General features: G+C 73.2%; 17 protein-coding genes. 7 read left to right on the top strand and 10 right to left on the bottom strand.

What is annotated here, in order from left to right; genetic code table 11:
- Positions 1 to 8: 8 nt before the first annotated feature.
- Together nrdG and nrdD are read right to left on the bottom strand one after the other, a co-directional pair.
- Positions 9 to 602: an anaerobic ribonucleoside-triphosphate reductase activating protein gene (gene nrdG, locus ABWU78_RS12740; RefSeq protein ID WP_253052263.1), complete on the bottom strand. Its 594-nt coding sequence runs from the start codon at positions 600 to 602 to the stop codon at positions 9 to 11.
- A gap of 8 nt (positions 603 to 610) precedes the next feature.
- Positions 611 to 2,866, bottom strand: coding sequence for an anaerobic ribonucleoside-triphosphate reductase (gene nrdD / locus ABWU78_RS12735; RefSeq protein ID WP_439158608.1), 2,256 nt, complete (start codon positions 2,864 to 2,866; stop codon positions 611 to 613).
- Positions 2,867 to 3,124: 258 nt separating this feature from the next.
- Here nrdD and ABWU78_RS12730 point away from each other — a divergent pair, with 258 nt between their 5' ends.
- From ABWU78_RS12730 to ABWU78_RS12710, 5 genes are all read left to right on the top strand, one after another.
- Positions 3,125 to 3,898 (top strand): YwiC-like family protein, encoded by a 774-nt coding sequence (locus tag ABWU78_RS12730; protein WP_439158607.1) that lies wholly within the window; start codon positions 3,125 to 3,127, stop codon positions 3,896 to 3,898.
- Positions 3,899 to 3,995: 97 nt separating this feature from the next.
- On the top strand, positions 3,996 to 4,364 hold the full coding sequence (locus tag ABWU78_RS12725) for a pyrophosphatase (RefSeq protein ID WP_439158606.1): 369 nt from the start codon (positions 3,996 to 3,998) through the stop codon (positions 4,362 to 4,364).
- Between the two features lie 59 nt (positions 4,365 to 4,423).
- Positions 4,424 to 4,954, top strand: coding sequence for a DinB family protein (locus tag ABWU78_RS12720; protein ID WP_439158605.1), 531 nt, complete (start codon positions 4,424 to 4,426; stop codon positions 4,952 to 4,954).
- Between the two features lie 129 nt (positions 4,955 to 5,083).
- Positions 5,084 to 5,482, top strand: a complete 399-nt coding sequence (locus ABWU78_RS12715) for a hypothetical protein (protein WP_439158604.1) — start codon at positions 5,084 to 5,086, stop codon at positions 5,480 to 5,482.
- Positions 5,479 to 6,156 (top strand): HAD family hydrolase, encoded by a 678-nt coding sequence (locus tag ABWU78_RS12710; protein WP_439158603.1) that lies wholly within the window; start codon positions 5,479 to 5,481, stop codon positions 6,154 to 6,156. Before ABWU78_RS12715 ends, ABWU78_RS12710 begins: the two co-directional genes overlap by 4 nt.
- Before the next feature lie 62 nt (positions 6,157 to 6,218).
- On the opposite strand, the gene ABWU78_RS12705 is transcribed toward ABWU78_RS12710, so the two are convergent.
- Positions 6,219 to 7,004: an SAM-dependent methyltransferase gene (locus tag ABWU78_RS12705; protein WP_439158602.1), complete on the bottom strand. Its 786-nt coding sequence runs from the start codon at positions 7,002 to 7,004 to the stop codon at positions 6,219 to 6,221.
- Positions 7,005 to 7,198: 194 nt separating this feature from the next.
- Between ABWU78_RS12705 and ABWU78_RS12700 the strand changes: the two genes are divergently transcribed.
- Complete coding sequence (locus ABWU78_RS12700) at positions 7,199 to 8,023, top strand: MerR family transcriptional regulator (RefSeq protein WP_439158601.1); 825 nt, start codon at positions 7,199 to 7,201, stop codon at positions 8,021 to 8,023.
- Positions 8,024 to 8,127: 104 nt separating this feature from the next.
- On the top strand, positions 8,128 to 10,209 hold the full coding sequence (locus ABWU78_RS12695; RefSeq protein ID WP_439158600.1) for an elongation factor G: 2,082 nt from the start codon (positions 8,128 to 8,130) through the stop codon (positions 10,207 to 10,209).
- Positions 10,210 to 10,552: 343 nt separating this feature from the next.
- Here ABWU78_RS12695 and ABWU78_RS12690 read toward each other — a convergent pair whose 3' ends face one another.
- From ABWU78_RS12690 to ABWU78_RS12660, 7 genes are all read right to left on the bottom strand, one after another.
- A complete protein-coding gene (locus ABWU78_RS12690; RefSeq protein WP_439158599.1) occupies positions 10,553 to 13,321 on the bottom strand; it encodes a LamG-like jellyroll fold domain-containing protein in 2,769 nt (922 codons plus the stop codon).
- A gap of 398 nt (positions 13,322 to 13,719) precedes the next feature.
- Positions 13,720 to 15,795: a glycoside hydrolase family 31 protein gene (locus ABWU78_RS12685; protein ID WP_439158598.1), complete on the bottom strand. Its 2,076-nt coding sequence runs from the start codon at positions 15,793 to 15,795 to the stop codon at positions 13,720 to 13,722.
- 57 nt (positions 15,796 to 15,852) lie between these two features.
- Positions 15,853 to 17,823 carry a glycoside hydrolase family 127 protein gene (locus tag ABWU78_RS12680; RefSeq protein WP_439158597.1) on the bottom strand — a complete coding sequence of 657 codons (1,971 nt, stop codon included), beginning with the start codon at positions 17,821 to 17,823 and terminating at the stop codon, positions 15,853 to 15,855.
- Positions 17,824 to 17,905: 82 nt separating this feature from the next.
- Positions 17,906 to 18,724, bottom strand: a complete 819-nt coding sequence (locus tag ABWU78_RS12675; protein WP_439158596.1) for a carbohydrate ABC transporter permease — start codon at positions 18,722 to 18,724, stop codon at positions 17,906 to 17,908.
- Positions 18,721 to 19,701 (bottom strand): carbohydrate ABC transporter permease, encoded by a 981-nt coding sequence (locus tag ABWU78_RS12670; RefSeq protein ID WP_439158595.1) that lies wholly within the window; start codon positions 19,699 to 19,701, stop codon positions 18,721 to 18,723. Before ABWU78_RS12670 ends, ABWU78_RS12675 begins: the two co-directional genes overlap by 4 nt.
- 51 nt (positions 19,702 to 19,752) lie before the next feature.
- Positions 19,753 to 21,018 carry a sugar ABC transporter substrate-binding protein gene (locus tag ABWU78_RS12665; RefSeq protein ID WP_439158594.1) on the bottom strand — a complete coding sequence of 422 codons (1,266 nt, stop codon included), beginning with the start codon at positions 21,016 to 21,018 and terminating at the stop codon, positions 19,753 to 19,755.
- An 87-nt stretch (positions 21,019 to 21,105) separates the two neighbouring features.
- Positions 21,106 to 22,137, bottom strand: a complete 1,032-nt coding sequence (locus ABWU78_RS12660) for a LacI family DNA-binding transcriptional regulator (RefSeq protein ID WP_439158593.1) — start codon at positions 22,135 to 22,137, stop codon at positions 21,106 to 21,108.
- Between the last annotated feature and the right edge of the window lie 125 nt (positions 22,138 to 22,262).

Here is a 22,262-nt window from a genome sequence, read left to right as displayed (position 1 = left end):
GTCGGTCGCTACGAGGCGAGGTCCGCACCCGCGGCGGGTCCGGCGTCGGGCACGCGCGGCCACGGGACGGCGTGGCCCGACGCGAGCGACGCGCGCGCGTCGAGGACGCGCTGGTTGGTGCTGCCGCGGAACGCGAGGGTGAGGTCGCGGCGCGCGAGCTCGAAGCGGCCGTCGACGAGCACGTCGACCTCGGCGAGCAGCGCGCGCTGGTCGGGGGAGCCGGTGCGCAGCTCCTCGAGGGTGTAGCCCGTCCAGCACCACACGTCCTTGCGGTCGCCGTGCTCCGCGCGCAGCCGGCGGACGAGCCGCAGGCACACCTCCGTGTTGAGGAACGGCTCCCCGCCGAGCAGGGAGAGGCCCTGCACGGCGGGGTGCGCGAGGTCGGCGAGGACGCGCTCCTCCAGCGCGTCGTCGTAGGGGCGTCCGTAGCGGAAGCTCCACGCGGCCTCGTTGAAGCAGCCCTCGCACGCGAACAGGCAGCCGCTCACGTAGAGCGAGCAGCGCACGCCCTCGCCGTCGACCATGACGAACGGCTTGTAGTCCGCGACGTACCCCCGGCTGACGCGGTCCGAGCGCCAGCCGGGGCCGGGGGTGCGTGCCACCGTCCCTCCTACGCGGTGCCCGACGGCGCAGCCCGGCCCGGGGCGGTCGGCGCGCCGTCGTCCGCGGTGGACGACGTCGGTCCCGCCAGGTGCTTGACCCGCGCGGAGATCTCCGCGTGGCGGCCGTGCACCATGGGGCGTTGCTGCGGGTTGCCGAGGTACCCGCACGTGCGCTTCACGACGTCGCACGTGCGCGGGTCGGCGTTGCCGCACGACGGGCACGCGAAGCCGCGCGCGGTCGGGTCGAAGTCGCCCGTGAACCCGCACGCGTAGCAGCGGTCGATGGGCGTGTTCGTGCCGAGGTAGCCCACGCGGTCGTACGCGTAGTCCCAGACGGCCTCCAGCGCCCTCGGGTTCTGCTGGAGCACCGGGTACTCGCAGTAGTGGATGAACCCGCCCGACGTGTACCGCGCGTACTCGGCCTCGAAGTCGAGCTTCTCGAACGGCGTCGGGTTCTTGCGGACGTCGTAGTGGAAGCTGTTCGTGTAGTAGTCCTTGTCGGTGATGTCGGGCACCGCGCCGAACCGCTCCCGGTCGAGGCGGCAGAACCGGTCGGTGAGGCTCTCGCTCGGCGTCGCGTAGACGCTGATGCGGTACCCGGTCCGCGCCGTCCACCCCGCGGCGTGGGCGTGCAGGGTGCGCAGCACGTCGAGCGTCAGCTCCTTGGCCCGCGGGTCGTGCTCCCAGGCGCCGCCGTAGAACGCGGCGGCCACCTCGTACAGCCCGATGTACCCGAGCGACACCGTGGCGCGGCCGTCGCGGAAGAGCCGGTCGACGTCGTCGTCCGGAGCGAGACGCTCCCCGAACGCCCCGTGGACGTAGAGGATCGGCGCGTTGCCCGGCGTCGCCTCCTTGCAGCGCTCGATGCGGAAGACGAGCGCGTCGTGCACGGTCTCCAGGCGCTCGTCGAGCAGTCGCCAGAACGTGTCGAGGTCGCCGTCCGCCTCGAGCGCGATGCGCGGGAGGTTGAGCGTCACGACGCCCAGGTTCATGCGCCCCTCGGAGACGTCCTGGCCGTGCTCGTCCTGCCAGCCCTGGAGGAACGACCGGCACCCCATGGGCACCTTGAACGACCCGGTGAGCTCGACGATCTTGTCGTACGACAGCACGTCCGGGTACATGCGCTTCGTCGCGCACTCGACCGCGAGCTGCTTGAGGTCGTGGTTGGGGTCGCCGGGGTCGAGGTTCACGCCGCGGCGCAGCGTGAAGATGAGCTTGGGGAAGATCGCGGTGCGGCCCTCGCTCCCGAGGCCGCGGATCCGGATCTGGAGGATCGCGCGCTGGATCTCGCGCTCCAGCCAGCCCGTGCCGAGCCCGAACCCGACCGACGTGAACGGCGTCTGCCCGTTCGACGTGAACAGGGTGTTGATCTCGTACTCCAGCGACTGCATCGCGTCGTAGATGTCCTTGCGCGTCTTCTCGCGCGCGTACTCCTCGTGCGCGGCTTCGTCGGCGATCCAGCGGCGCGCGTCCGCGAGGTGCTTCTCCAGGTTGCGCTCGGCGTAGGGAGCGAGGAGCTCGTCGATGCGGTTGACCGAGCACCCGCCGTACTGGCTGGAGGACACGTTCGCGATGATCTGGCTGATCTGCGCCGTCGCGGTCTGGATCGAGCGGGGAGGCTCCACCTGCGCGTTCCCGATCCGGAAGCCGCTCGACAGCATCGACCGGAAGTCGATGAGGCAGCAGTTCGTCATGGGCGCGTAGGGGTGGTAGTCGAGGTCGTGGTAGTGCAGGTCGCCCTTCTGGTGGGCGTTCGCGACGTGCGGCGGGAGCATCCGCAGCCCGATCGCCTTGCCCACGGTCCCGGCCGTGAGGTCGCGCTGGGTGTTGAAGACCTCGCTGTCCTTGTTCGCGTTCTCGTTGACGACCGTGGAGTCCTTGTCCAGCAGCCGCACGATCGAGTGGTTGAGGTCCGTCGCCCGGCTGCGCGCGAAGTCGCGCTGCACGCGGTAGTCGATGTAGGCGCGCGCGACGTCGTACTCGTGCGACCCGAGCAGCACGTGCTCGACGACGCCCTGGATCTCGTAGATCTTCACGGTGCCGACGAACCGCGCGGCGATCTCCGCGTCGACGCGGTCCACGACCTCGTCGACACGGCTCCGGTGCGCGGCCGTGAGGTCGCCGTGCACCTCCGCGAAGGCCTTCGCCACGGCGGCGCGGATGCGGCCGTCGTCGAACGGCCGCCGACGGCCGTCGCGCTTGAGGACCTCCAGCGTGGCGGTCGTGCTGCGCGGTGCTGCCTGGTCGAGCTCGATGGTGGTCATCGCTCGTCCCCTCTGCCCACCGAGTTCTCGTCTGCGTCCCGCAGGGGTTGCGAGACGGACCGCACCCCAACATGTGGGGTCTGGATCACGGCTGCGCCACCATATCTAGTCCACGGGGCGCGTGCGACGCGGATCCCCGGCGTGGCGGCGAGCGCGGGACAGGTCGGGACCTTGGTCCCGTCGGGGCGGGTCCTGAGGCCCGGCGCGACGGGGATTTCTCGCGGTCGGGACCGTGCGTCGCGGCGCTAGCCTCGGGGCGTGTCCCGACGTCCCCCCGGCTGGGTGCCGAACCAGCACGGCGCGTGGCCGATGCTGCTCCTGCCGTTCGTCGTCGGGTCGGTCCGGGGGATCCAGGACGCCGGGTTCCGGCCCGTGACCGTCGCGCTCGGTGCGCTGTGGCTCGTCGGCTACCTCGCCTACTTCGCGGCCGGGCTCTGGCTGAAGTCGCGTCGTCGGCCGCGCTACCGGCGCCCGATGCTCACGTACGGCGCGACCGCCGCGGCGCTCGGGCTGGTCGTGCTCGCGCTCGACCCGGCGCTCGTGCTCTGGGCGCCCGCGTTCGTCCCGTTCCTGGCGCTCGGGCTGTGGGCCTCCGCCCAGCGCACCGAGCGGTCGGTCGCCGCGGGCGGCGCGATGACCGTCGCGGCGTCGCTCATGACGGTCGTCGCGTACGCCGCGTGCCGGCCCCCGGGCGCGCCCGTGCTGGCGGTCCCCGTGGTGGTGTGGCTCGTCGCCGCGCTCCTGCTCGCCTACCTGCTCGGGACCGTGCTCTACGTCAAGACGATGATCCGCGAGCGCGGCGTGCGGTCGTACGTCGTCGCCTCGGTCGCGTACCACGCGGCGGTCACCGTCGCGGCGGGCGTGGTCGCCGTCGTGCACGACCCCTCGTGGTGGTGGGCGACGGCGTTCCTCGCCGCGGCGACGGTGCGCGCGGCCGCGCTGCCGGGACGGCCCCTGAGCCCGCGGGCCGTCGGGATCGGGGAGATCGTCGCGACCGTGCTGCTGCTCGTCGTCGCGCTCGCCGTGCGGTAGGGCTGCCGTCCGTCTCGCGCGGGTCCTGCCCCCCGTGCTGCCGGGTGCGGACGACGGCTGCCGGACGGTCGGCGGCGTCCGGTGGTTCACTGGCCCGATGGACGACGACGCGCCCCTCACGGTCTCCGGCCTCGGCGAGCGCGTCGAGGCCGTCTCGGCGCTCTACGCGCGCAAGTTCGGCGTCGAGCGCGACCCGGACTGGTTCATGCTCAAGCTCGCCGAGGAGGTCGGGGAGCTCACCCAGGCGTTCCTCGTCACGACGGGACGCACCCGCCCGCGCGGGGACGCACCGCCGTCCGGCGCCGCCCCTGACGGGGCCACCGGGAACGACGGCGGGGCCTCGCCCCTCGCGGACGAGGTCGCCGACGTCCTGGCGCACCTGCTCCTGCTCGCGCGCTCCCAGGGGGTCGACGTCGACGCGGCCGTACGGCGCAGGTGGCTCGCGTGGGAGGCGGAGCTGCCGTGACCTGGCGCCGGTCCGGCGCCGTGCGGCCGGGGCGCTACCGGCGCCGCTAGGGTGGCGCCGTGACCGACCACCGCACCGATCCGCCCGTCAGAGCCGACGAGGTGGCTACGCTGCGCGGCTTCCTCGACTTCCACCGCGACACGCTGCGCTGGAAGACGTCGGGCCTCGACGCGGCCGAGCTCTCCCACCGGCTCCGGCCCTCGTCGATGACGCTCGGCGGGCTGCTCAAGCACCTCGCGTTCGTGGAGTCGAACTGGTTCTCCGAGGTGCTGCTCGGTGACCCGCTCATGGCGCCGTTCGACACCGCCGACTGGGCCGAGGACCGCGACTGGGACTGGACGACGGCGGCGGGCGACTCCCCGGAGGAGCTGCGCATGCTCTTCGACCGTGCCGTCGCGGCGTCCGACGCGATCCTCGACGACGCGCTCGCCGACGGCGGCCTCGACCGGCTGAGCGTGCGAGCGGACCGCCACACGGGCGAGCGCTGGAACCTGCGCTGGATCCTCGTCCACATGATCGAGGAGTACGCCCGGCACAACGGCCACGCCGACCTGCTCCGCGAGGCGATCGACGGAACCGTCGGCGAGTAGCGCCCGGCGACGACCGGCGTCGAGGGCAGGAGAAGTCGCGGTCGCCTCGTCCGGACGCGACCGTCTCGTGCGCTCGGCGCCGTGCGGGTGACGGTTGCCGCGAGGGGCGTCGCCCGGGACCATGGCCGCGTGACCGCTCCTGAGCAGCCCTCGTCCGTCCCTCCCTCGCGCCGTCCGAGCGTCGCGACCGTGGTCCTCGCGGCGCTCGTCCTGGTCGGCGTCGCCCTGCTGGCCGTCGCGGGCTGGGTCGCGAGCCGCCCGACGGCGTCCGGATGGTTCGCGTACGCGCCGCTGTCCGGCACCACGTTCGTCCCCGGCGGGGCGTACCCGCTGGGTACCGCGGCGCTCCTCGCCGGCGCGGGCGCGCTGCTCCTCGGAGGCGCGGTCGGGTTCGTCGTGGGCCGCCGCAGCGGCCCGGCTGCGGTGGTGGGCTCCGGGACGACCGGACCCGGCACCTCCGGCCCCGGCGGTGCCGCGGGCCCGGGCGAGACCTCGGGTCACGGTGCCGACGAGGCGCCTGCCGGATGAGCGCGCGCGACGACCTCGTCCTGCTCGACCTCGACGGCACGCTCACGGACTCGGCCCCCGGCATCCTCGCGTCGGTGCGGCACGCGTACGGCGTCCTGCGGCTCCCGGTCCCCGCCGAGGCGGTGCTCCGCGGCTTCGTCGGCCCGCCGCTCGGGGACTCGTTCGCCGCGCACGGCGTGCCGCACGACCGCGTGGCCGACGCCGTCGCCGCCTACCGTGACGTGTACGCGGCCGGGAACCTCCTCGACAACGCGGTCTACCCCGGCATCCCCGCGTGCCTGACGGCACTGCGCGGCGCCGGGCTGCGCCTCGCCGTCGCGACGTCGAAGCCGGAGCCGATGGCGCGGCGGATCGTCGCCCACTTCGGGCTCGACGCGCACCTCGACCGCGGCCTCGACGACGTGTTCGGCGCGACGCTCGACGGCTCGCGCAGTGCCAAGGCGGACGTCGTCGCGCACGCGCTCGCGTCGCTCGACGCCGCTCGGCGCGTGGTCATGGTCGGCGACCGCGAGCACGACGTCCTCGGCGCCGCCGTCCACGGGATCCCGTGCGTGGGGGTCGCGTGGGGCTACGCGCGCCCGGGTGAGCTGACCGCGGCGGGCGCGACGGCGGTCGTCGGGACGCCGGCCGAGCTCGCGACCGTCCTGCTCCGCCGGGCGCCGCTCGCCGCCTGACGGACATCGCCGACCGTCGGCGACGCGGGCCGATCGTGCCGGAGCGGACGGTGGGTCGCCGCTCAGGCGCGGGCGACGACGAGGACGGGCGCGAGCAGACCCGCCCTCGTCGCGGCGACGTTGTTGCCGATCCGCGTGACGAACTCCGCACCGAACACGACCACGAGGCCGTCCTGCCGGGGTCCGCCCCCGGCGGCGAGCGCCGCGCGCCGGTCCTCGACCCGCAGGACGTCGAACCCGGCGGCCGTCAGCGCGCGGCTGTAGTCGTCCGGGGTCTCGACGAACGACGACCCGGCGTCGACCGCCCACGGCAGGGGGAAGGGCAGGTCACCCGGTCCGACCCGCATCTGCTCGAACAGCCCGAACGGGCTCCCGGGGCGCACCACGCGGTGGACCTCCGTGAAGAGCGCCGCCTTGTCCGGCACGTTCATGCCGACGTGGACGAGCATCGCGCGGTCGTGCGAGGCGTCCGCGCACGGCAGCCGGTCGCCGTCGCCCAACGTGAACGTCACGAGGTCGGCGAGCCCCGTCCGCGCGGTGAGCTCGCGCGCGGCGTCGACGAAGTCCGGGCTGAGGTCCACCCCGGTGACCTGGCAGCCGTGCCGGTGCGCGGCGAGCCGCGCCGGGCCGCCGAGCCCGCTGCCGACGTCGAGCAGCGCCGTGCCCGGCGCGAGCCCGAGGAGGTCGAGGAGGGCGGTGGTCGACGTCGCGCCCCCGGCGTGGAGCTCGTCGTACGGGGCGAGCGCGTCGACCGTCACCGGCCCGTCGCCGGCTCCCGCCGCAGCGAGGAGGCGGGCCGCGAGGTCCTTGCCGGCGTAGTGCTGCCGTACCTGCTGCGTCGTGGCCATGGCGGCCTCCGTGCTCGTCGCGCCCACCCGCGGGCGCTCTCCCTCGACGGTACGCCCGTCGGCCCTGCCCTGCCGTGCCGGAAGCCCTGTCCGAGGCAACCTGTTGACCTTGACGTAGCGTCAACTTCTAGCGTGGTGCTCGTTGCCGCACGAGGCGACCGCCGAGCCACCGAGACCGTGAGAGGAGACAGGAGATGCGTGCCGCCGGAACGACGAGCGAGCGCACGGCCGACTGGTCCATCCAGGAGGTCGCGCGACTCGCCGGCACGACGAGCCGGACCCTGCGCCACTACGACGCGGTCGGTCTGCTGCGCCCCAGCCGGGTCGCGTCCAACGGCTACCGCCACTACGACGCCGACGCGCTCGTGCGGCTCCAGCGGATCCTGCTCCTGCGCGACCTCGGCCTCGGGCTCCCCGCGATCCAGGAGGCGCTCGACGGCGACCCGGGGGAGCGGGGCGACCGGCCGCCGTCGGGCAGGGACGCCCAGGTGCGGGCCCTGCGCGGCCACCTCGAGTGGCTGCAGGCGGAGCGGCAGCGGCTGGCGCGACAGATCGCGTCGGTCGAACGGACGATCACCACGATGGAAGGAGGTGGCGAGCTCATGGCGGACGACATGTTCGACGGGTTCGACCACACGCAGTACAAGGACGAGGTCGAGGACCGCTGGGGCAAGGACGCGTACGCGCGCGGCGACGCCTGGTGGCGCGGGATGTCCGACGACGAGCGGGCGGCGTGGCAGGCCCGCGCCCGCGAGCTCGGCGAGGACTGGGCCGCGGCGGCCGCGCGGGGCGTCGACCCGGCCTCCGAGGAGGCGCAGGCGCTCGCGCGCCGCCACGTCGAGTGGCTCGGCGCGATCCCCGGCACGCCGGGCGCCGGTGCGGCACCGGTCAAGGAGTACGTCCTCGGCCTCGGCGACATGTACGTGGCGGACGAGCGGTTCGCGAAGAACTACGGCGGGGTCGAGGGCGCGACGTTCGTGCGCGACGCCCTGCGCGTCTACGCGGACCTGCACCTGTAGGGCTCGTGCCCGGGCCGGGACCTCCGGCCCGGGCACGAACCGCGCGACGTCACTAGCCTGGAACGTGGCGGGACACGGCGCCCCGCCGCCGCCAGGAGGCAGCCATGGCCACGACGTCGACGTCCACCGGCCCGGCCACGACCCGCAACGTCGCCCTCGTGGGGCACAGCGGGTCGGGCAAGACCACGCTCGCAGAGGCGTTCCTCCATCGCGCGGGCGCGATCCCGCGGGCCGGGTCCGTCGCGGAGGGCACGACCGTCTGCGACCACGAGCCCGAGGAGGTCGCGCGCGGCATCTCGGTGAGCCTCGGCGTCGCGCACCTCGACTGGCGGGCGCCGGACGGCGTCACGCACCAGGTCACCCTGCTCGACACCCCGGGGGCCCCGGACTTCGCCGGGTCCGTGGACGCGGCGCTCGCGGTGGCCGACCTCGCGGTCGTGGTGGTGAGCGCCGTCGACGGGGTCCAGTCGGGCACGGAGGAGGTCTGGCGGCGCTGCGACGAGGCGGGGATCCCCCGCCTCGTCGTCGTCTCCCAGGAGGACCGCGCGCGGGCGAGCTTCCGCACCGTCCTCGGCGCGCTGCGCGGCGCGCTCGACGCGCCGTTCGTGCCGCTCGAGCTCCCGCTCGGCGAGGAGCAGTCGCTGCACGGCGTGGCCGACGTCCTCACCGAGCGCGCCCGGGAGTACGACGGCGACGGCCGCACCCACGAGGAGGACGTCCCCGCGGACGTGCGCGACGAGGAGCACGCCCTGCACGACGAGGTCGTGGAGGAGATCGTCACGCACGACGACGACCAGCTCGAGGCGTACCTCGCGGGCGACGAGCCCGGGGCGGCGGACCTCGAGCGCACGCTCGCGCACGAGGTGCTCACGGGGGAGGCCGTGCCCGTGCTGCTCACGTCCGCGGTGACGGGCGTCGGCGTCGACCGCGTGCTCGACCTCGTGTGCGAGCTCGGCCCCTCGCCCGTCGAGCGTGCGGCCGTCGTCGCGCTGCCCGACGGCGCCGGGTCGGGCGCCGGGGCGACGTCCGAGGTAGCGGCGGACCCCGCGGGCGACGCGCTCGTGCACGTGTTCCGGACCGTCGTCGACCCGTTCGTGGGCCAGGTGTCGGTGTTCAAGGTGCTCTCCGGGTCCGTCGCGACGGGCGACCGCCTCGTGAGCACCGCGACGGGTGCCGAGGACCGCGTGCACGGCCTGTTCCGGCTGCGCGGGCGCGAGCACGTCGCGGTCGACCGCGTGGTCGCCGGCGACGTGGCCGCCGTCGCGAAGCTCGCCGCCGCCTCGACCGGGACGCTGCTCGCAGGGCGACGGATGCCCGTCGCCGCGCGCGACCTGCCGTCGCGCGCACCGGTCTACGCGCTCGCGCTGCGGCCGGTGTCCCAGTCCGACGACGACAAGCTCTCCTCCGCGCTGACCCGCCTGCGCGCCGAGGACCCGACCCTGCACGTCGACCTCACCGGGTCGCAGGCCGTGCTCGGGGGCCTCGGCGACACGCACCTCGCCGTCGCGGTCGAGCGGCTGGAACGCTCGTTCGGCGTGCGCGTCACGACCGAGCCCGTCCAGGTCGCGTACCGCGAGACCGTCACGCGCGCCGTCGAGGTCGAGGGCAAGGTGAAGAAGCAGTCGGGCGGGCACGGGCAGTTCGCGGTGGTGCAGCTCCGGGTGTCGCCGCTCCCGCGCGGGGACGGGTTCGAGTTCGTGAGCTCCGTCGTCGGCGGGTCGGTGCCGCGCCAGTACCTCCCCGCCGTGGAGCGCGGTGCGCGCGAGGCCATGGAGAGCGGCGGGCCGCACGGCTACCCGGTCGTCGACCTGCGCGTCGAGGTGCTCGACGGCAAGGCGCACTCCGTCGACTCGTCCGACATGGCGTTCCGCACCGCGGGCGGGGTCGGGGTGCGCGAGGCGCTCGCGGCCGCGGGCACCGTCGTCCTGGAACCCGTCTCCGCCGTGTCCGTGACCGTCCCGTCCGACGCGCAGGGCGACGTCATGGGCGACCTCTCCGCACGCCGCGGCCACATCACCGCGACCGACTCCCTGCCCGACGGCCGCGTCCGCGTCGACGCGCTCGTCCCCGAGGCCGAGCTCACCCGCTACGTCCTCGACCTGCGCTCCCTCACCGGTGGACGTGGGTCGTTCACGGCGGTGCCCGACCGCTACGAGGTCCTGCCGGGCGGGGTCGGCGGCCGCTAGCCGTACGGGACGGCGAGGCGTGCTCGCCCGCTGCTGAGAGGCCCCGACCTGCCGGCACGGGGGTGCGCCCCGAGCGCCGGTGACGGCGGACCGCACCCCATCACCTCGTAAGGTGCTGGCCGGGTGCGTCACGCTCCCGGCCCCGGTGATCGGACGGTACCCAGCGTCGTCCGGCCCCCACGTCGGCCGTGCACCCGGAGAGCCGGCAGGGGTGCAGAGGAGGACCGTCCGGTCGAGCCCCTCGTCTCTTCGCCCCGGAGAGGTGGCGGCTCCGCACGATCGGGGCCCCGCACGCCAGGGTGCGGGGCCCCGATCGTTCCCGGACGACGGACCGGGGGCTACGTCAGCCGCACGTCGGCACGTCGAACGCCGCCTCGACGGTCGACGTGCGGCCGTCGGCGGCGCTCACGGTGACGACCGCGAACCCCGCCTCGGCCGCGGTGCGGACCGCGAACGACTGGTAGGCGTTCTTGCCCGGATCGACCGACGGGAACGACTTCTCGCCGAACGGCGTCACGATCTCCACGCCCAGCGCCACGTCGTCCGTGTTGGTCGCGCGGACCGCCACGTACGGCTTCCCGGCGAGGCACCGCGGCTGGGCCACGACGTCCACCGAGAGGTCCGCAGCGTCCTCCACCGGGGTGAGGACCCAGAACCGGTCCGCCGTCTCCGCGTCGGTCGCGATGGTCGTGCCCCCCGTCCCGCCGCCCACGGTGATCGTCGCGTCACGACCGTTCCCCGACGAGTCGACGACCGTCCTGCCGCCGTCCTCGTCGAACGCGTAGCTCGCGACGTCACCGTCCGCGGGCTGCCCCGACGCGAGCGTCGTGACCTCCTGGGCCGAGAGCGCCCGGCCGTAGATCGCGAAGTCGTCGATCGCGCCGTCGAACGCCGGGTCGCCGCCGTACTGCGACTTGCCGAGGTAGTTGCGGCTGGTCGTGTCGCCCAGCGCGGACGGCGACGTCGTGATCGTGCCCGTCGCGACGGGTCGGCCGTTGATGTACATCGTGCCCGACGTGCCGGCGACGGTGATCGCCACGTGGGACCACTGGTCGAGGGCGAAGTTCTGGCCGTCGTAGCTCAGCCGCTGCTCGCCGCCCGCCCCGTTGGCCGTGATCGCGAACCGCGGCCCGTTGCCCGCGCTGACCGTGAGGAACATGCTCTTGCTGGAGCTCCCGCCGAGGTCGAACACGCGCGACCACGTCGCGAGCGCGCCGGGCTTGATCCACGTGGAGACGGACCAGTCACCGGTCAGGCCGCTCAGCGTCCCGTTGGGCAGGGTGACGTACGAGTTGCTCTTGCAGAAGTCGATCGCCGTCCCGATCCGGCCGGGCTGGCGGTCCCCGTCGGCCGTGCAGTTGGACGTCGGCGAGCCGTCGGTCCACTGCACCACCGGCGCTCCGGCGTCGGTGCTCATGTCCTGGACGCCGAGCGTGAGCCCGGTGCCGTAGTTCGCGAGCCGGACCCGGCCCTCGGGGTCGGGCACGAGCTGCCAGAGCGTGGACTCCGCGCCGTCGTCGACCTGCACGAGGGCCGGTGCGCCGTTCACCGTCGACGCGCCCTCGACGCCGAGCGCGAGGCCGCTCGCGTCGTTGACGATCGTGTAGAGGCCGTCACCCGCGTCCTCGACGCGCCAGACCTGCGTGGCGCCGCCCGTGGCTGCCGCCTGCACGACGTGCGTACCGGCCGTCGTCCCGCCGTCGACCGTGTCGAGCACCAGCTCGCTGTTGCGGTTGGTGAGGGTGTAGGTGCCCGCCAGGCTCTGCGTCGGGGCCGCGGGGGTCACGACCACGTGGTAGCCGTAGTTCGGGTTCATCACGACGGGGACCGTGATCGATCCGTCCTCGCCGACCTCGTAGGTGGTCTCCGAGATGGTGATCGGGCCCGGCGTCGGCACGGTGCGCCCGTACGACGGCGTGGTCTCGAGCCTGACGTTCACGGAGTCGCCGAGCGCGAGCTCGTCGAGACCGTTCACGACGATCGACGTGGCGCCGCTGTTGCCGCCCGCGATGATCTTCACCTCGTCCTGCGCGTCGTTCACCGACGCGGCACCGTCGAGCGGGCTCTCGTTGGACGGCGGCGTCGTGGTGACCATCTGGCCCTCCATGTCCGCGTACCAGGTGTAGAGCCAGTAGGCGCCGTTGGGCGCTCCGCCGCGCGAGACGAGCAGGTCGCCCAAGGTGCCGGACTGGTTCCAGAACGCGAGCTCGGCGCGCTCGATGCCGTACCGCTCGAACTCGGCGATGTAGCCGACGAGCGGCCCCGGCAGCCCTACCTCCTGGGGCGAGGCGTACTCCGCGATGTCGATCGGCAGGTCGGGCAGGCCCAGCTCGTCGAGCATGGCGCGCACCGACTCGACGTCGCCCTTCGTCTTGGACGCACGGATCAGCTCGTGCCACTCGAGCACGTCCGGGACGGTGTTCGTCGCCTTGGCGAACTCGAGGAACTCGCGCATCCGGCTGATGTTGTCCGAGAAGCTGGGACCCTGAATCGGGACGTCGGGCCCGACCTCCTCGCGGAGCACGTCGTAGGTGAACTTCCAGGCGTCCAGGAAGTCGCCGTTCTCGGCCGCCCGCCACGTGATGTCGGGCTCGTTGAAGGGCGCGTACGCCACGATGTTCGTCGCCCCGGACGCCTCGACGTCGGCGACGACGTCGCGGATGACGTCCTCCCAGGCCTTGCGGCCGTTCGCGTTCTCCCAGCTGAACTGGTACGGCCAGCCCGGGTAGTAGTCGATGATGCGCACGACGACGCCGGCGTCGTGCCGGGCCGCGGTCCGCCACACCTTCGCGGTGTCGCCCGTCGGCTGCTGCCGCCCGTTCGGCGGCATCTGCATGAACGTGTTGGGCTTGATCGGAGCGATGAGATCGTCGGAGGGGACGCCTTCGTCGGCGATCCCGTACAGCGAGCCGGTGGCGACGTACGACACGTCGCGGAACGGCTGGTCGGCCTCGACGACGAGCGTCGACTCCGGCCCGGGCGCGGCTGCTGCAGACATCGTGGTGAGCCCCAGTGCGGCTCCGGTGAGGGTCAGCGGTGCGACCAGGGCGGTCGCGAGCAGCGCGGCCGTGCGCCTGCGCGGCGCAGCGGGTGTGGTTCTCGTGGGTGACACGGTTGTCCTCCGTCTCGATCGGTGGCGCGGCGTCCTGGACGACGTGCTCGGATCCCGTGGCGTCGTCGCCCGGTCGATCGCGCCCGTGCGTGGTGCGCCCCGTGGTTCCTCCCGCGGGGCGGTCGTGCTGGGCCTTTCCGTGCCGCTCGCTCGGGCGAGCGGCGACTCGTCCTCCTCCTCCTCTCCTGGAGCCCCCGGGAGCCCGGAGGCAGCCAGGCCACCCGGAGCCTCCTCGTCGAGGACCTCGCTCGTCGTCGAACCTTCGGGTCCGCACCCGGACTTCGTCGTCCGAGGCGGTGATCCCCGCGGCGGGGATCCGTCTCCTCCTCCTCCTCCTCCTCCTGCGTCGAACCGGTTCGACGACGGCCGTCGGACCGCCGTCGTCGAGGACGGCGCGGTCAGCGCGGGTCGTGCAGACCCGCGGTACGGCCGACCAGCTCGGCCAGCGCCCCGTCGCGGAAGTACACCGGGACGACGTCGAGGGGCGCCTCCGCGCGGACCGTGACCCCGCCGTCGTGCACGACGCCCGAGGCGGCGTCGGTCCACCGCGCCCCTTCGGGAAGGTAGACGTCGCGGGAGCGCGCGCCCGCCTCGAGGACGGGAGCCACGAGCACGTCGGGGCCCAGCAGGAACTGGTCGCCGGTGTCCCACGCCACGCGGTCCTGCGGGAACTCGTGGAAGAGGCCCCGCACCACGGGCTGCCCGTCGGTGTGCGCGGCGTGCATGACGGACCGGAGGTACGGGCGCAGGGCCTCGCGCAGGTGCACGTAGCGCTCCAGCACCCGGTACACGTCGTCCCCGAAGCTCCACAGCTCGTTCGGCCCACCGGTCCGCAGGCGAGGGGAGCCGTCCGCGGCGGCGACGTCGCCGTACGGCAGCCGGTCGCCGTGCAGCCGCATCACCGGGCTGAACGCGCCGAGCTGGAACCACCGGACGAGCAGCTCGTGGAACGCCGGGTCGTGCACGTCACCGCGGTGGAACCCTCCGATGTCCGTGGTGAACCACGGGATCCCGGCCACGCCCATGTGGATCGCCACCGTGACCTGCCGCGCCAGGTCCGCCCAGGTCGACGAGACGTCCCCGGACCACACGAGCGCGCCGTACCGCTGGCTCCCCGCCCACGCGCAGCGCACGAGGTTCACGACCTCGTGCTCACCGTCCGCCCGCTGCCCGTCCCAGAACGCCCGCGAGTACAGCTGGGGGTAGAGGTTCCCGACCCGCAGGTTCGGGCCGAGGTGGTAGCGGTAGGCGTCGAAGTCGTAGACCCCGTACTCGGGCTCCGCCTCGTCGAGCCAGAAGGTACGGATGCCGTGCGCGCCGTAGTTCCGCCGGCACGTCTCCCACAGCCACCGCCGGGTCTCCGGGTTCGTCACGTCGAGGAACGCGCTGGGTCCCTGGAACGCCATCTGGACGTCGAGTCCCCGCTCCGCGCGCACCAGGAGGTTCTCCCGGCGCAGGTGCGAGTAGTTCTCGGACTCGAGCGACACCTGCGGCCAGACGGACACCATGAGCTCGACACCGAGGTCGCGGAGCTCGGCGACCATCGCCGCGGGGTCGGGCCAGAACTCCTCCTCGAAGCGGTAGTCGCCCATGCGCGGCCAGTGGAAGAAGTCGGCGACGATCACGTCGAGGGGCAGCCCTCGACGGCGGTGCTCCCGGGCGACGGCGAGCAGCTCCTCCTGGCTCGTGTACCGGAGCTTGCACTGCCAGAACCCCAGGCCGCGCTCCGGCATCTCGGGCACGTGGCCGGTCGCGTCCGCGTACGCGCTCGTGATCCTGGAGGGCGTGTCGCCGGCGACGACCCAGTAGTCCAGCTGCCGCGTCGACTCGGCGTACCACTCGGTGCGGTTGCGGGCGAACGTCGCGCGTCCGATCGCCGGGTCGTTCCACAGGAAGCCGTACCCGGCGCTGGACAGCACGAACGGCACCGAGGCCTGGGAGTTGCGGTGCGCCAGCTCGAACGTCGACCCCTTGAGGTCGAGCACCCGCTGCTGGTACATGCCCATCCCGTAGAGCTTCTCGTCCGGGTCGGCCTCGAACGACGCCGTGAGCTCGAGGTCGCCGCCCAGCCGCGGGCGGAAGCGCCGCGCCAGGAGGTCCAGGGAGCCGCCCCGGTCCTGCTCGCGCAGCAGCGTGCGGCCGTCGCGGTCGTGGAACGACACGTCGCACCGGGTGCGCTCGTGCCCCGTCGTCTCGTGGAACCAGCGGACCTCGCGCAGCTCGACGCGCAGGGCGCCGACGACGAGCGTCGCCCCGTCCGGCCGCAGGTCCACCGAGACGTCCGTGGCGGCGGGCACCTCGTCCCGCGGCAGGAGCGCGTGCTCGGTGTCTGCCACCTCCCCCATGAGGGTGGCGCGGACGCGGACGGCGTCCGGCCCCCAGGGCTCGACGACGAGCGTCTCGCCGCCCCCACGCCACTCGAGGCGCGTGCCGTGGGCTCGCACGGGGCTGGCTGTCAGGTCGTCGTTGCTCACCGGGTCTCCTTCGACGGGTGCTTCGGGTGCTTCGGGCGCTTCGGGTGGTCGGACGGGTTAGAGGGTCGGGAGGAAGACCCGCATGGTCGACGGACCGCGCTCGGCCCAGCGGTGGTAGGGGACGAGCACGAAGTCGACCTCCACGCGCCGCGCGGGGACGGGCGGGGCGCTCGGGTACGGCAGCGCCGCCCGGTCGCCGGACCGTGCGACGACGGAGCCCTTCACGACGGCGCCGTCGTCCTGCGCGCCGGGCGGCGCACCGGGGTCGACCCGGACGTCGTCGACCGTCACACCTGCGGGCAGGTCGACGGACTCCAGGCACAGCACGAGAGGTCCGCGCTCGACCGCGACGCACCCCCGCACCGCATCGATCCGCGGGTCCGGCCAGGTGAGGCGCGGCCCGACCGGGAGGTGCAGCACGACGACGTCCCCCGGCAGGAACGCGGCGCGCGCCTCGGCCCAGCCGGGGGAGACGAGCCGCTCGACGCCGTCCGGCCCGACGAGCGTCGCGCCGTGCGCCCAGGACGGCACGCGCAGGCGCAGCGCCACCTCGCGTCCGGGAGCCTCCACGACCTCGACGTGCACGACGCCGTCGTCCGGGTACCGCGTCGCCACGCGCACCGCGAACCGGCCACCCGCGTCGAGGGTGACGTCGACGTCGCACGCGGCGTGCTGCAGCAACGACAGCTCGTCGCCGTCGACCGACGCCACGGAGGTCTGCCACGACGAGAGGGTGCGCGCGACGTTCGTCGGGCAGCACGACACGTCGAACCACGGCGCCCGCACCCCGCCCTCCGCGCGCGGGTTCTCGGCGTCCGCGGCCACGTCCTGCCCGGCGACGCGCTGGTGCAGCGGGTTGGCGTAGAAGAACGCCCGGCCGTCGGCGCGCGGGGAGGTCGCCAGGACGTTGAAGAACGTGCGCTCCATGAGGTCCGCGTAGCGGACGTCCCCGGTCGCGAGGTAGAGCCGCCACGAGACCATCGCCGAGGCGATGCCCGCGCACGTCTCGCAGTACGCGCGGTCGGCCGGCAGCTCCCAGTCGTCCCCGAAGCCCTCGTCCTGGTGGCGTGATCCCATGCCGCCCGTGAGGTAGGTGCGCCGCTCAACCGTGCGCTCCCACTGCCGCACGACCGCCCCGAGGAGCTCGTCGTCGCCCGTGTCCACCGCGACGTCGACGGCACCCGCGGCGAGGTACAGCGCGCGCACGGCGTGCCCCCGCCACACGTCCGCCTCGCGCACGGGGACGTCGTCCTGGAAGTAGGCGGGGCTCAGCAGCGGGATCGGTCGGAGGGTCCCGCGCCCGCGCCGTTCCACGAACAGGCGCGCCTGCTCGGTGTACCGCGGTTCGTCGAGGGCACGCCCGAGCTCGGCGAGGCCGACCTCGATCTCCGGATGCCCGCAGATCCCCGGCCGCCCGTCCGCGCCGAACTCGCGGCACACCTGGTCCGCCGCGCGGCGCGCGACCTGCACCAGCAGGTCCTCGCCCGCGGTGCGCACCCGCGCGACCGCGGCCTGCAGCAGGTGCCCGACGCAGTAGAGCTCGTGCCCGCGCTCGAGGTCGCTCCAGCGCGCCGGCTGCCCCGCGTGGCCGTAGCACGTGTTGAGGTAGCCGTCCGGGTCCTGCGCTGCCGCCACGCGCTCGACGAGCCGGTCGTACGCGGTGGCGAGCGCGGGCTCGGGCGAGCGTGCGAGCTCCCACGCCATGGCTTCGAGGAGCTTGTAGACCTCCGAGTCGGAGAACTGCCACCCGGGCCTGTCGCCGCTCGTGCGACCGGTCGCGACCGTGTCGAAGTTCGCGACCCAGCCCAGGCGTTCCATCCACGAGAGGCAGTGGTCGATCGTCGCCGCCGCGTTCGTCGTCTGGAGCTCGCCCCAGAAGCCTCCGGTGAGTCGTACCTCGCCGACGCCCAGGCCGCGCCGTCCCGGGCCGCGGGGAGCGACGGGGCGTGCGGTCGGAGGCGTCGGCGTGGGCTCGACGACGAGGCGCGCCGGAGCGGCGCCCGTGGTCGCGGTGGAACGGTCGGTCACGAGGAGTCCTTCGGTGGTGGGAGCTTCGGCATGCTTCGGCAGGGCGGGTCGGTGCGTCCCCCGCGCGGGATGCGGCGGCGGTTCAGTCCTTGACGGCCCCGGCGGTGACCCCGGCGGCGACGTAGCGCTGCGCGAGGACGAGCAGGACGGCTGCGGGGACGGACGCGACGACGGCGGTCGCCATGATCGCGTTCCACTGCGTCGTGTTGTTGCCGATGTAGTTGTAGATCCCGAGCGTGATGGGGATGAGGTCACCGTTGCGATTGAGCGTGGAGGCGAAGATGAAGTCGGACCACGCCCACAGGAACGCGAACAACGAGACCGTCACGGTGGAGTTGCGGCTCACCGGCACGACGATCGACACGAACGTGCGCCAGGCCCCCGCGCCGTCGACGCGCGCGGCCTGGAGCAGCTCGCGCGGGATGCCGGACATGAACGCGGTGTACAGCAGGACCCCGAACGGCACGGCGATCGTCGAGTCGGCGATGATGAGCCCGCCGACCGTGTTGAGCAGGCCCAGCCGCACGTAGATCGCGTAGAAGCCCATGGCCATGACGACGGCGGGGATCATCTGGGCGACGAGCAGCAGGAAGTTGAGCGTCCTGCCGCCCCGCAGGTTGAGGAGGGCGAGCGCGTAGCCGGCCGGCGCCGCGATGAGCACGGTCAGCACGACGCATCCGGCGCCGACGAGCAGGCTGGTCCCGAGCGCGGGCAGCTGCTGCGCGAGGACCGCCTGGTAGCCGTCGAAGGTCGGGTCCCAGGGAAACCAGTGCGGCGGGTCCGCGCGCAGGTCCTTGGTCCGGGTGAGCGAGACGTTCACCATCCAGTAGACGGGGAACAGCATGAGCGCGGTGAAGAAGACGCCGAGCGCCGTCTTCCACCAGGGGCGGGTCGTGGTCATGACGCCTCCTGACGGCGCTGGAGCTGCAGGTGCAGGAACCCGAAGACGAGCGCGACGAGGATGAGGATGTTGCCGACGGCCGCCGCGGGGGAGAAGTCGGGCTGGCCGGTGCCGAACGCCTCGCGGTACGACCACACCGCGAACGTGGTCGAGGCGTCTCCCGGCCCGCCGGTCGTCATGATCCAGATGACGTCGACGACCTTGAGGGTGTAGATGAGCCCGAGCAGGATCGTGATCGCGGAGACCGGGCGCAGCAGCGGGAGCGTGATGCTGCGGAACTGCCGCCACGCCCCGGCACCGTCGAGCGACGCGGCCTCGTAGACCTCGCCGGGGATGTTCTGCAGGCCGGAGTAGAGGATCACCAGGTTGAACGGGATCCCGAGCCAGATGTTCGCGATCGTCACGGCGATCAGCGCCGTGTCGGGGGACGTGAGCCAGTTGATCTGCCCGATCCCGAACGCGCCGAGCACCGAGTTGACGATGCCGTTGTCGCTGTTGAGCATCCACGCCCACGTGGACGACGACACGATGAGCGGCAGCAGCCATGGGACGAGGAAGAGGGCCCGCAGGGTTCCGGAGAGTCGGAAGCTCGACCGGAAGAACACCGCGAGCGCGAGCCCGATGGCGAACTGGAAGACGATCGACACGACGGTGAAGAGCACCGTGTTCCACAGGGCCGTGGGGAACGTCGACGACGCGAAGACGTCGGCGAAGTTCTCGAACCCGACGAACTTCGGGTTCCCCTGCACGAACGCGCGGATCGTGTAGTCGTGCAGGCTGAGGTCGATGTTGCGCCACAGCGGGTAGGCGTAGAAGAGCACCAGGTAGGCGAGCAGCGGCGCGGCGAACCCGAGAGCTGCCCACTGGCTGGCGTGCGGTCCCCGTCGGCGGCGCGGCCCCGGCGGGGCGGCGGGCGTGTCGCCCGCCGCTCCGCCGGTGCTCGTGCGCGTCCCGACGGCGGTCGGGAGGGTGGTCATGATCGCCCTTCGGTCAGGTTGTGATCGTTCACATGCGACGTCCGCCGCACGTCAGCTCGTGGCGGCCTCGGCGTCGGACTGGGCGGTCGAGAGCGCGTCCTGCGGCGTCGCGGCACCGGAGAGAGCGTTCTGGACCGCGGTCCACAGGGCCTCGGAGATCTTCGGGTAGTCGGTGCCGAGGTTGTCGCTCGTGCGGCCCTTGGCGCTGCGTACGGCCTCGACCCAGGTCTCGAGCTCCGGCTTCTCGCCGAGGAGCTGCTCCTGGCCCGCCGACGTCGGCGGGACGTAGTAGGCGAACGTGTTCGCCGTCTCGACGAAGCCCTCGGGCGTCGTCATGCACTCGACGATCTGGCGGGTGACGTCGTAGCGCGAGTCGTCCTTCTGGACCGGCGCGACGATGAACTCCCCGCCGGTGGGGGCCGGGGCGACGCCGCCGTCCTTCGCGGGGAGCTGGATCACGCCGGTCTCGAAGTCGGCCTCGGCCGCGCTGTTGACCTGCCACGTGCCGTTCTCCGCGAACGCGAAGGTCCCGGTGAGGAACTCCTCCCAGACCGTGTTCTGGGAGTTCTGGATGACCGAGTTGGGCGCGTACCCCGCGTCGAGCCAGTCCTTCCAGAGCGTGAGGGCCTCGACCGCCTCGGGCGAGTCGAGCTGCGTGAGGTCTGCCCCCGCGCCCCAGAACCAGGGGAGGAACTGGAACGAGCCCTCCTCGGTGCCGATCCCGGCGAACGTGATGCCCTTGTGGCCGGCCCCGGTCACGGCCTGCAGCGCGGCGGTGAGCGACGCCCAGTCGGTGATGGTGCTCGGGTCCACGCCGGCGGCGTCGAGGATCTCCTTGTTGTAGTACAGCGCGAGCGTGTTGGCACCGATCGGGATGCCGTACGCGTCGCCGTCGAGCACCCCGGCCGCGAGCAGGTTCTCGTCGACGTCCGACGTGTCCAGCCCGAGCTCCTCGGTCGTCGTCAGCATGCCCGTGTCGGCGAGCGTGGAGACCGCCGGGTTGTCGAGCAGGATGACGTCCGGGGACGTCCCCTCCTGAGCGGACAGGAGCGCCTGGTTGGTGAGCGCGGTCGTGTCGTACGCCGTGCGCTGGATCTTCACCCCGGCGTCGTCACCGCACTGCTGGACGCGTCCCTCCCAGTCGGAGGACGCGTCGTGCTGCGGGTACGGGTCCCACCACGTGTACGTGGTGGCGCTCCCCGTGGTCTCTCCGCCGCCGCCGCTGCCCGACGAGCAGGCGCCGGCGAGCGCCAGGGTCACGGTGGTGAGGACGACGGTCCCCACGAGGGCGATCGGCTTGCGCCGCGTGTGGTGCATCTCGAGTTCCTCCTTGAACGATGGCGGCCGACGGCGTCGACGACCTGCTGAGTGCGCCTCGCCGTCAGTCGGCGAGACGGTTCGTGGCTAAGCCCCGGTTCGCCGCGGCGGAGCCCCCGTGCTTCCCCGGTCGACGAGCTCGGGCGTGACGAACCGCACGACGTGCGGCTCGTCGGCCCCGACCTCCCCCTCGATGCGCCGCACGAGCTGGCGCACGGCCATGCGGCCGAGGCGGTCGGGTGCGGACTCGACCGAGGAGAAGGGCAGGGAGAACGTGCGGGCGAACTCGTCCGAGTAGCGACCGACGACGGAGAGGTCCCGCGGCGCGGACAGGCCGCGGTCGTGCAGCACGGTGGGCAGCGCGGCCGCGGCGGCCTCGTTGTTGATGAGCAGCCCGGTCGCCTGCGGGAACGCGTCGAGAAGAGCGTTCAGCTCGCGGCCGACGTCGGGCTGGCTGGACGACCCGTACGTCGCGTGGAGGACGATCCCGCGCGCCCGCGCCGCCTCGAGCGCGGCGTTCTGGAGGCGCCACACGTACGCGCCTCCCCGCTCGACGACGTGCTCCGGCTGCGAGACGAGCACGACCTCCCGGTGCCCCAGGCGGTGGAGGTGGTCGACCATGAGCCGCCCGGCCTCCTCGAAGTCGAGGTCGAACACGTCGACACCCGTGCAGTCGGCCGGCAGACCGACCAGCGCCCCGGGCTGGGGAGCCGCCCGCAGGATGGGCAGGCGGTCGTCGTGCTCCGCGACGTTGAGCAGGACGACGCCGTCGACCATCCGCGAGTCGGTCATCCGGCGCAGCGCGCGGGTCCCGTCGGCGTCCGTCACGAGCAGGATGTCGTACCCGTGCTCCCGCGCGGTGTCTGAGACGCCGAGCATGTACTGGAGCATCGCGGGCGCGAACTCGTCCGGGAGGAACTGCGCCAGCAGACCGATGACCATGGTCCGGGTCGTCGCGAGCGCGCGTGCGCCGGCGTTGGGCGTGTAACCCAGCGTCCGGACCGCGTCCTCGACGCGACGACGGACGTCCGCCGAGATCGCCCTCTTGCCCGAGAGCGCGTACGACGCCGTGCTGCGCGAGACGCCCGCGACCCGGGCGACATCTCCGATGGTGGCCACTCCGCCTCCTTTAGCGAACCGGTTCGACAGTAGCGGGACCACGTGCGCCCGCGCAAGTCCCTTCTGTTGTTGGTACAGAGCCGATCGACGTTTCTGTTGTCGAACCGATTCGCCGCACGTCGGGC

Source organism: Cellulosimicrobium sp. CpK407 (genome assembly GCF_051844275.1).
Classification (GTDB): domain Bacteria; phylum Actinomycetota; class Actinomycetes; order Actinomycetales; family Cellulomonadaceae; genus Cellulosimicrobium; species Cellulosimicrobium cellulans_G.
This window is presented reverse-complemented; position numbering and strand designations above follow the sequence as displayed.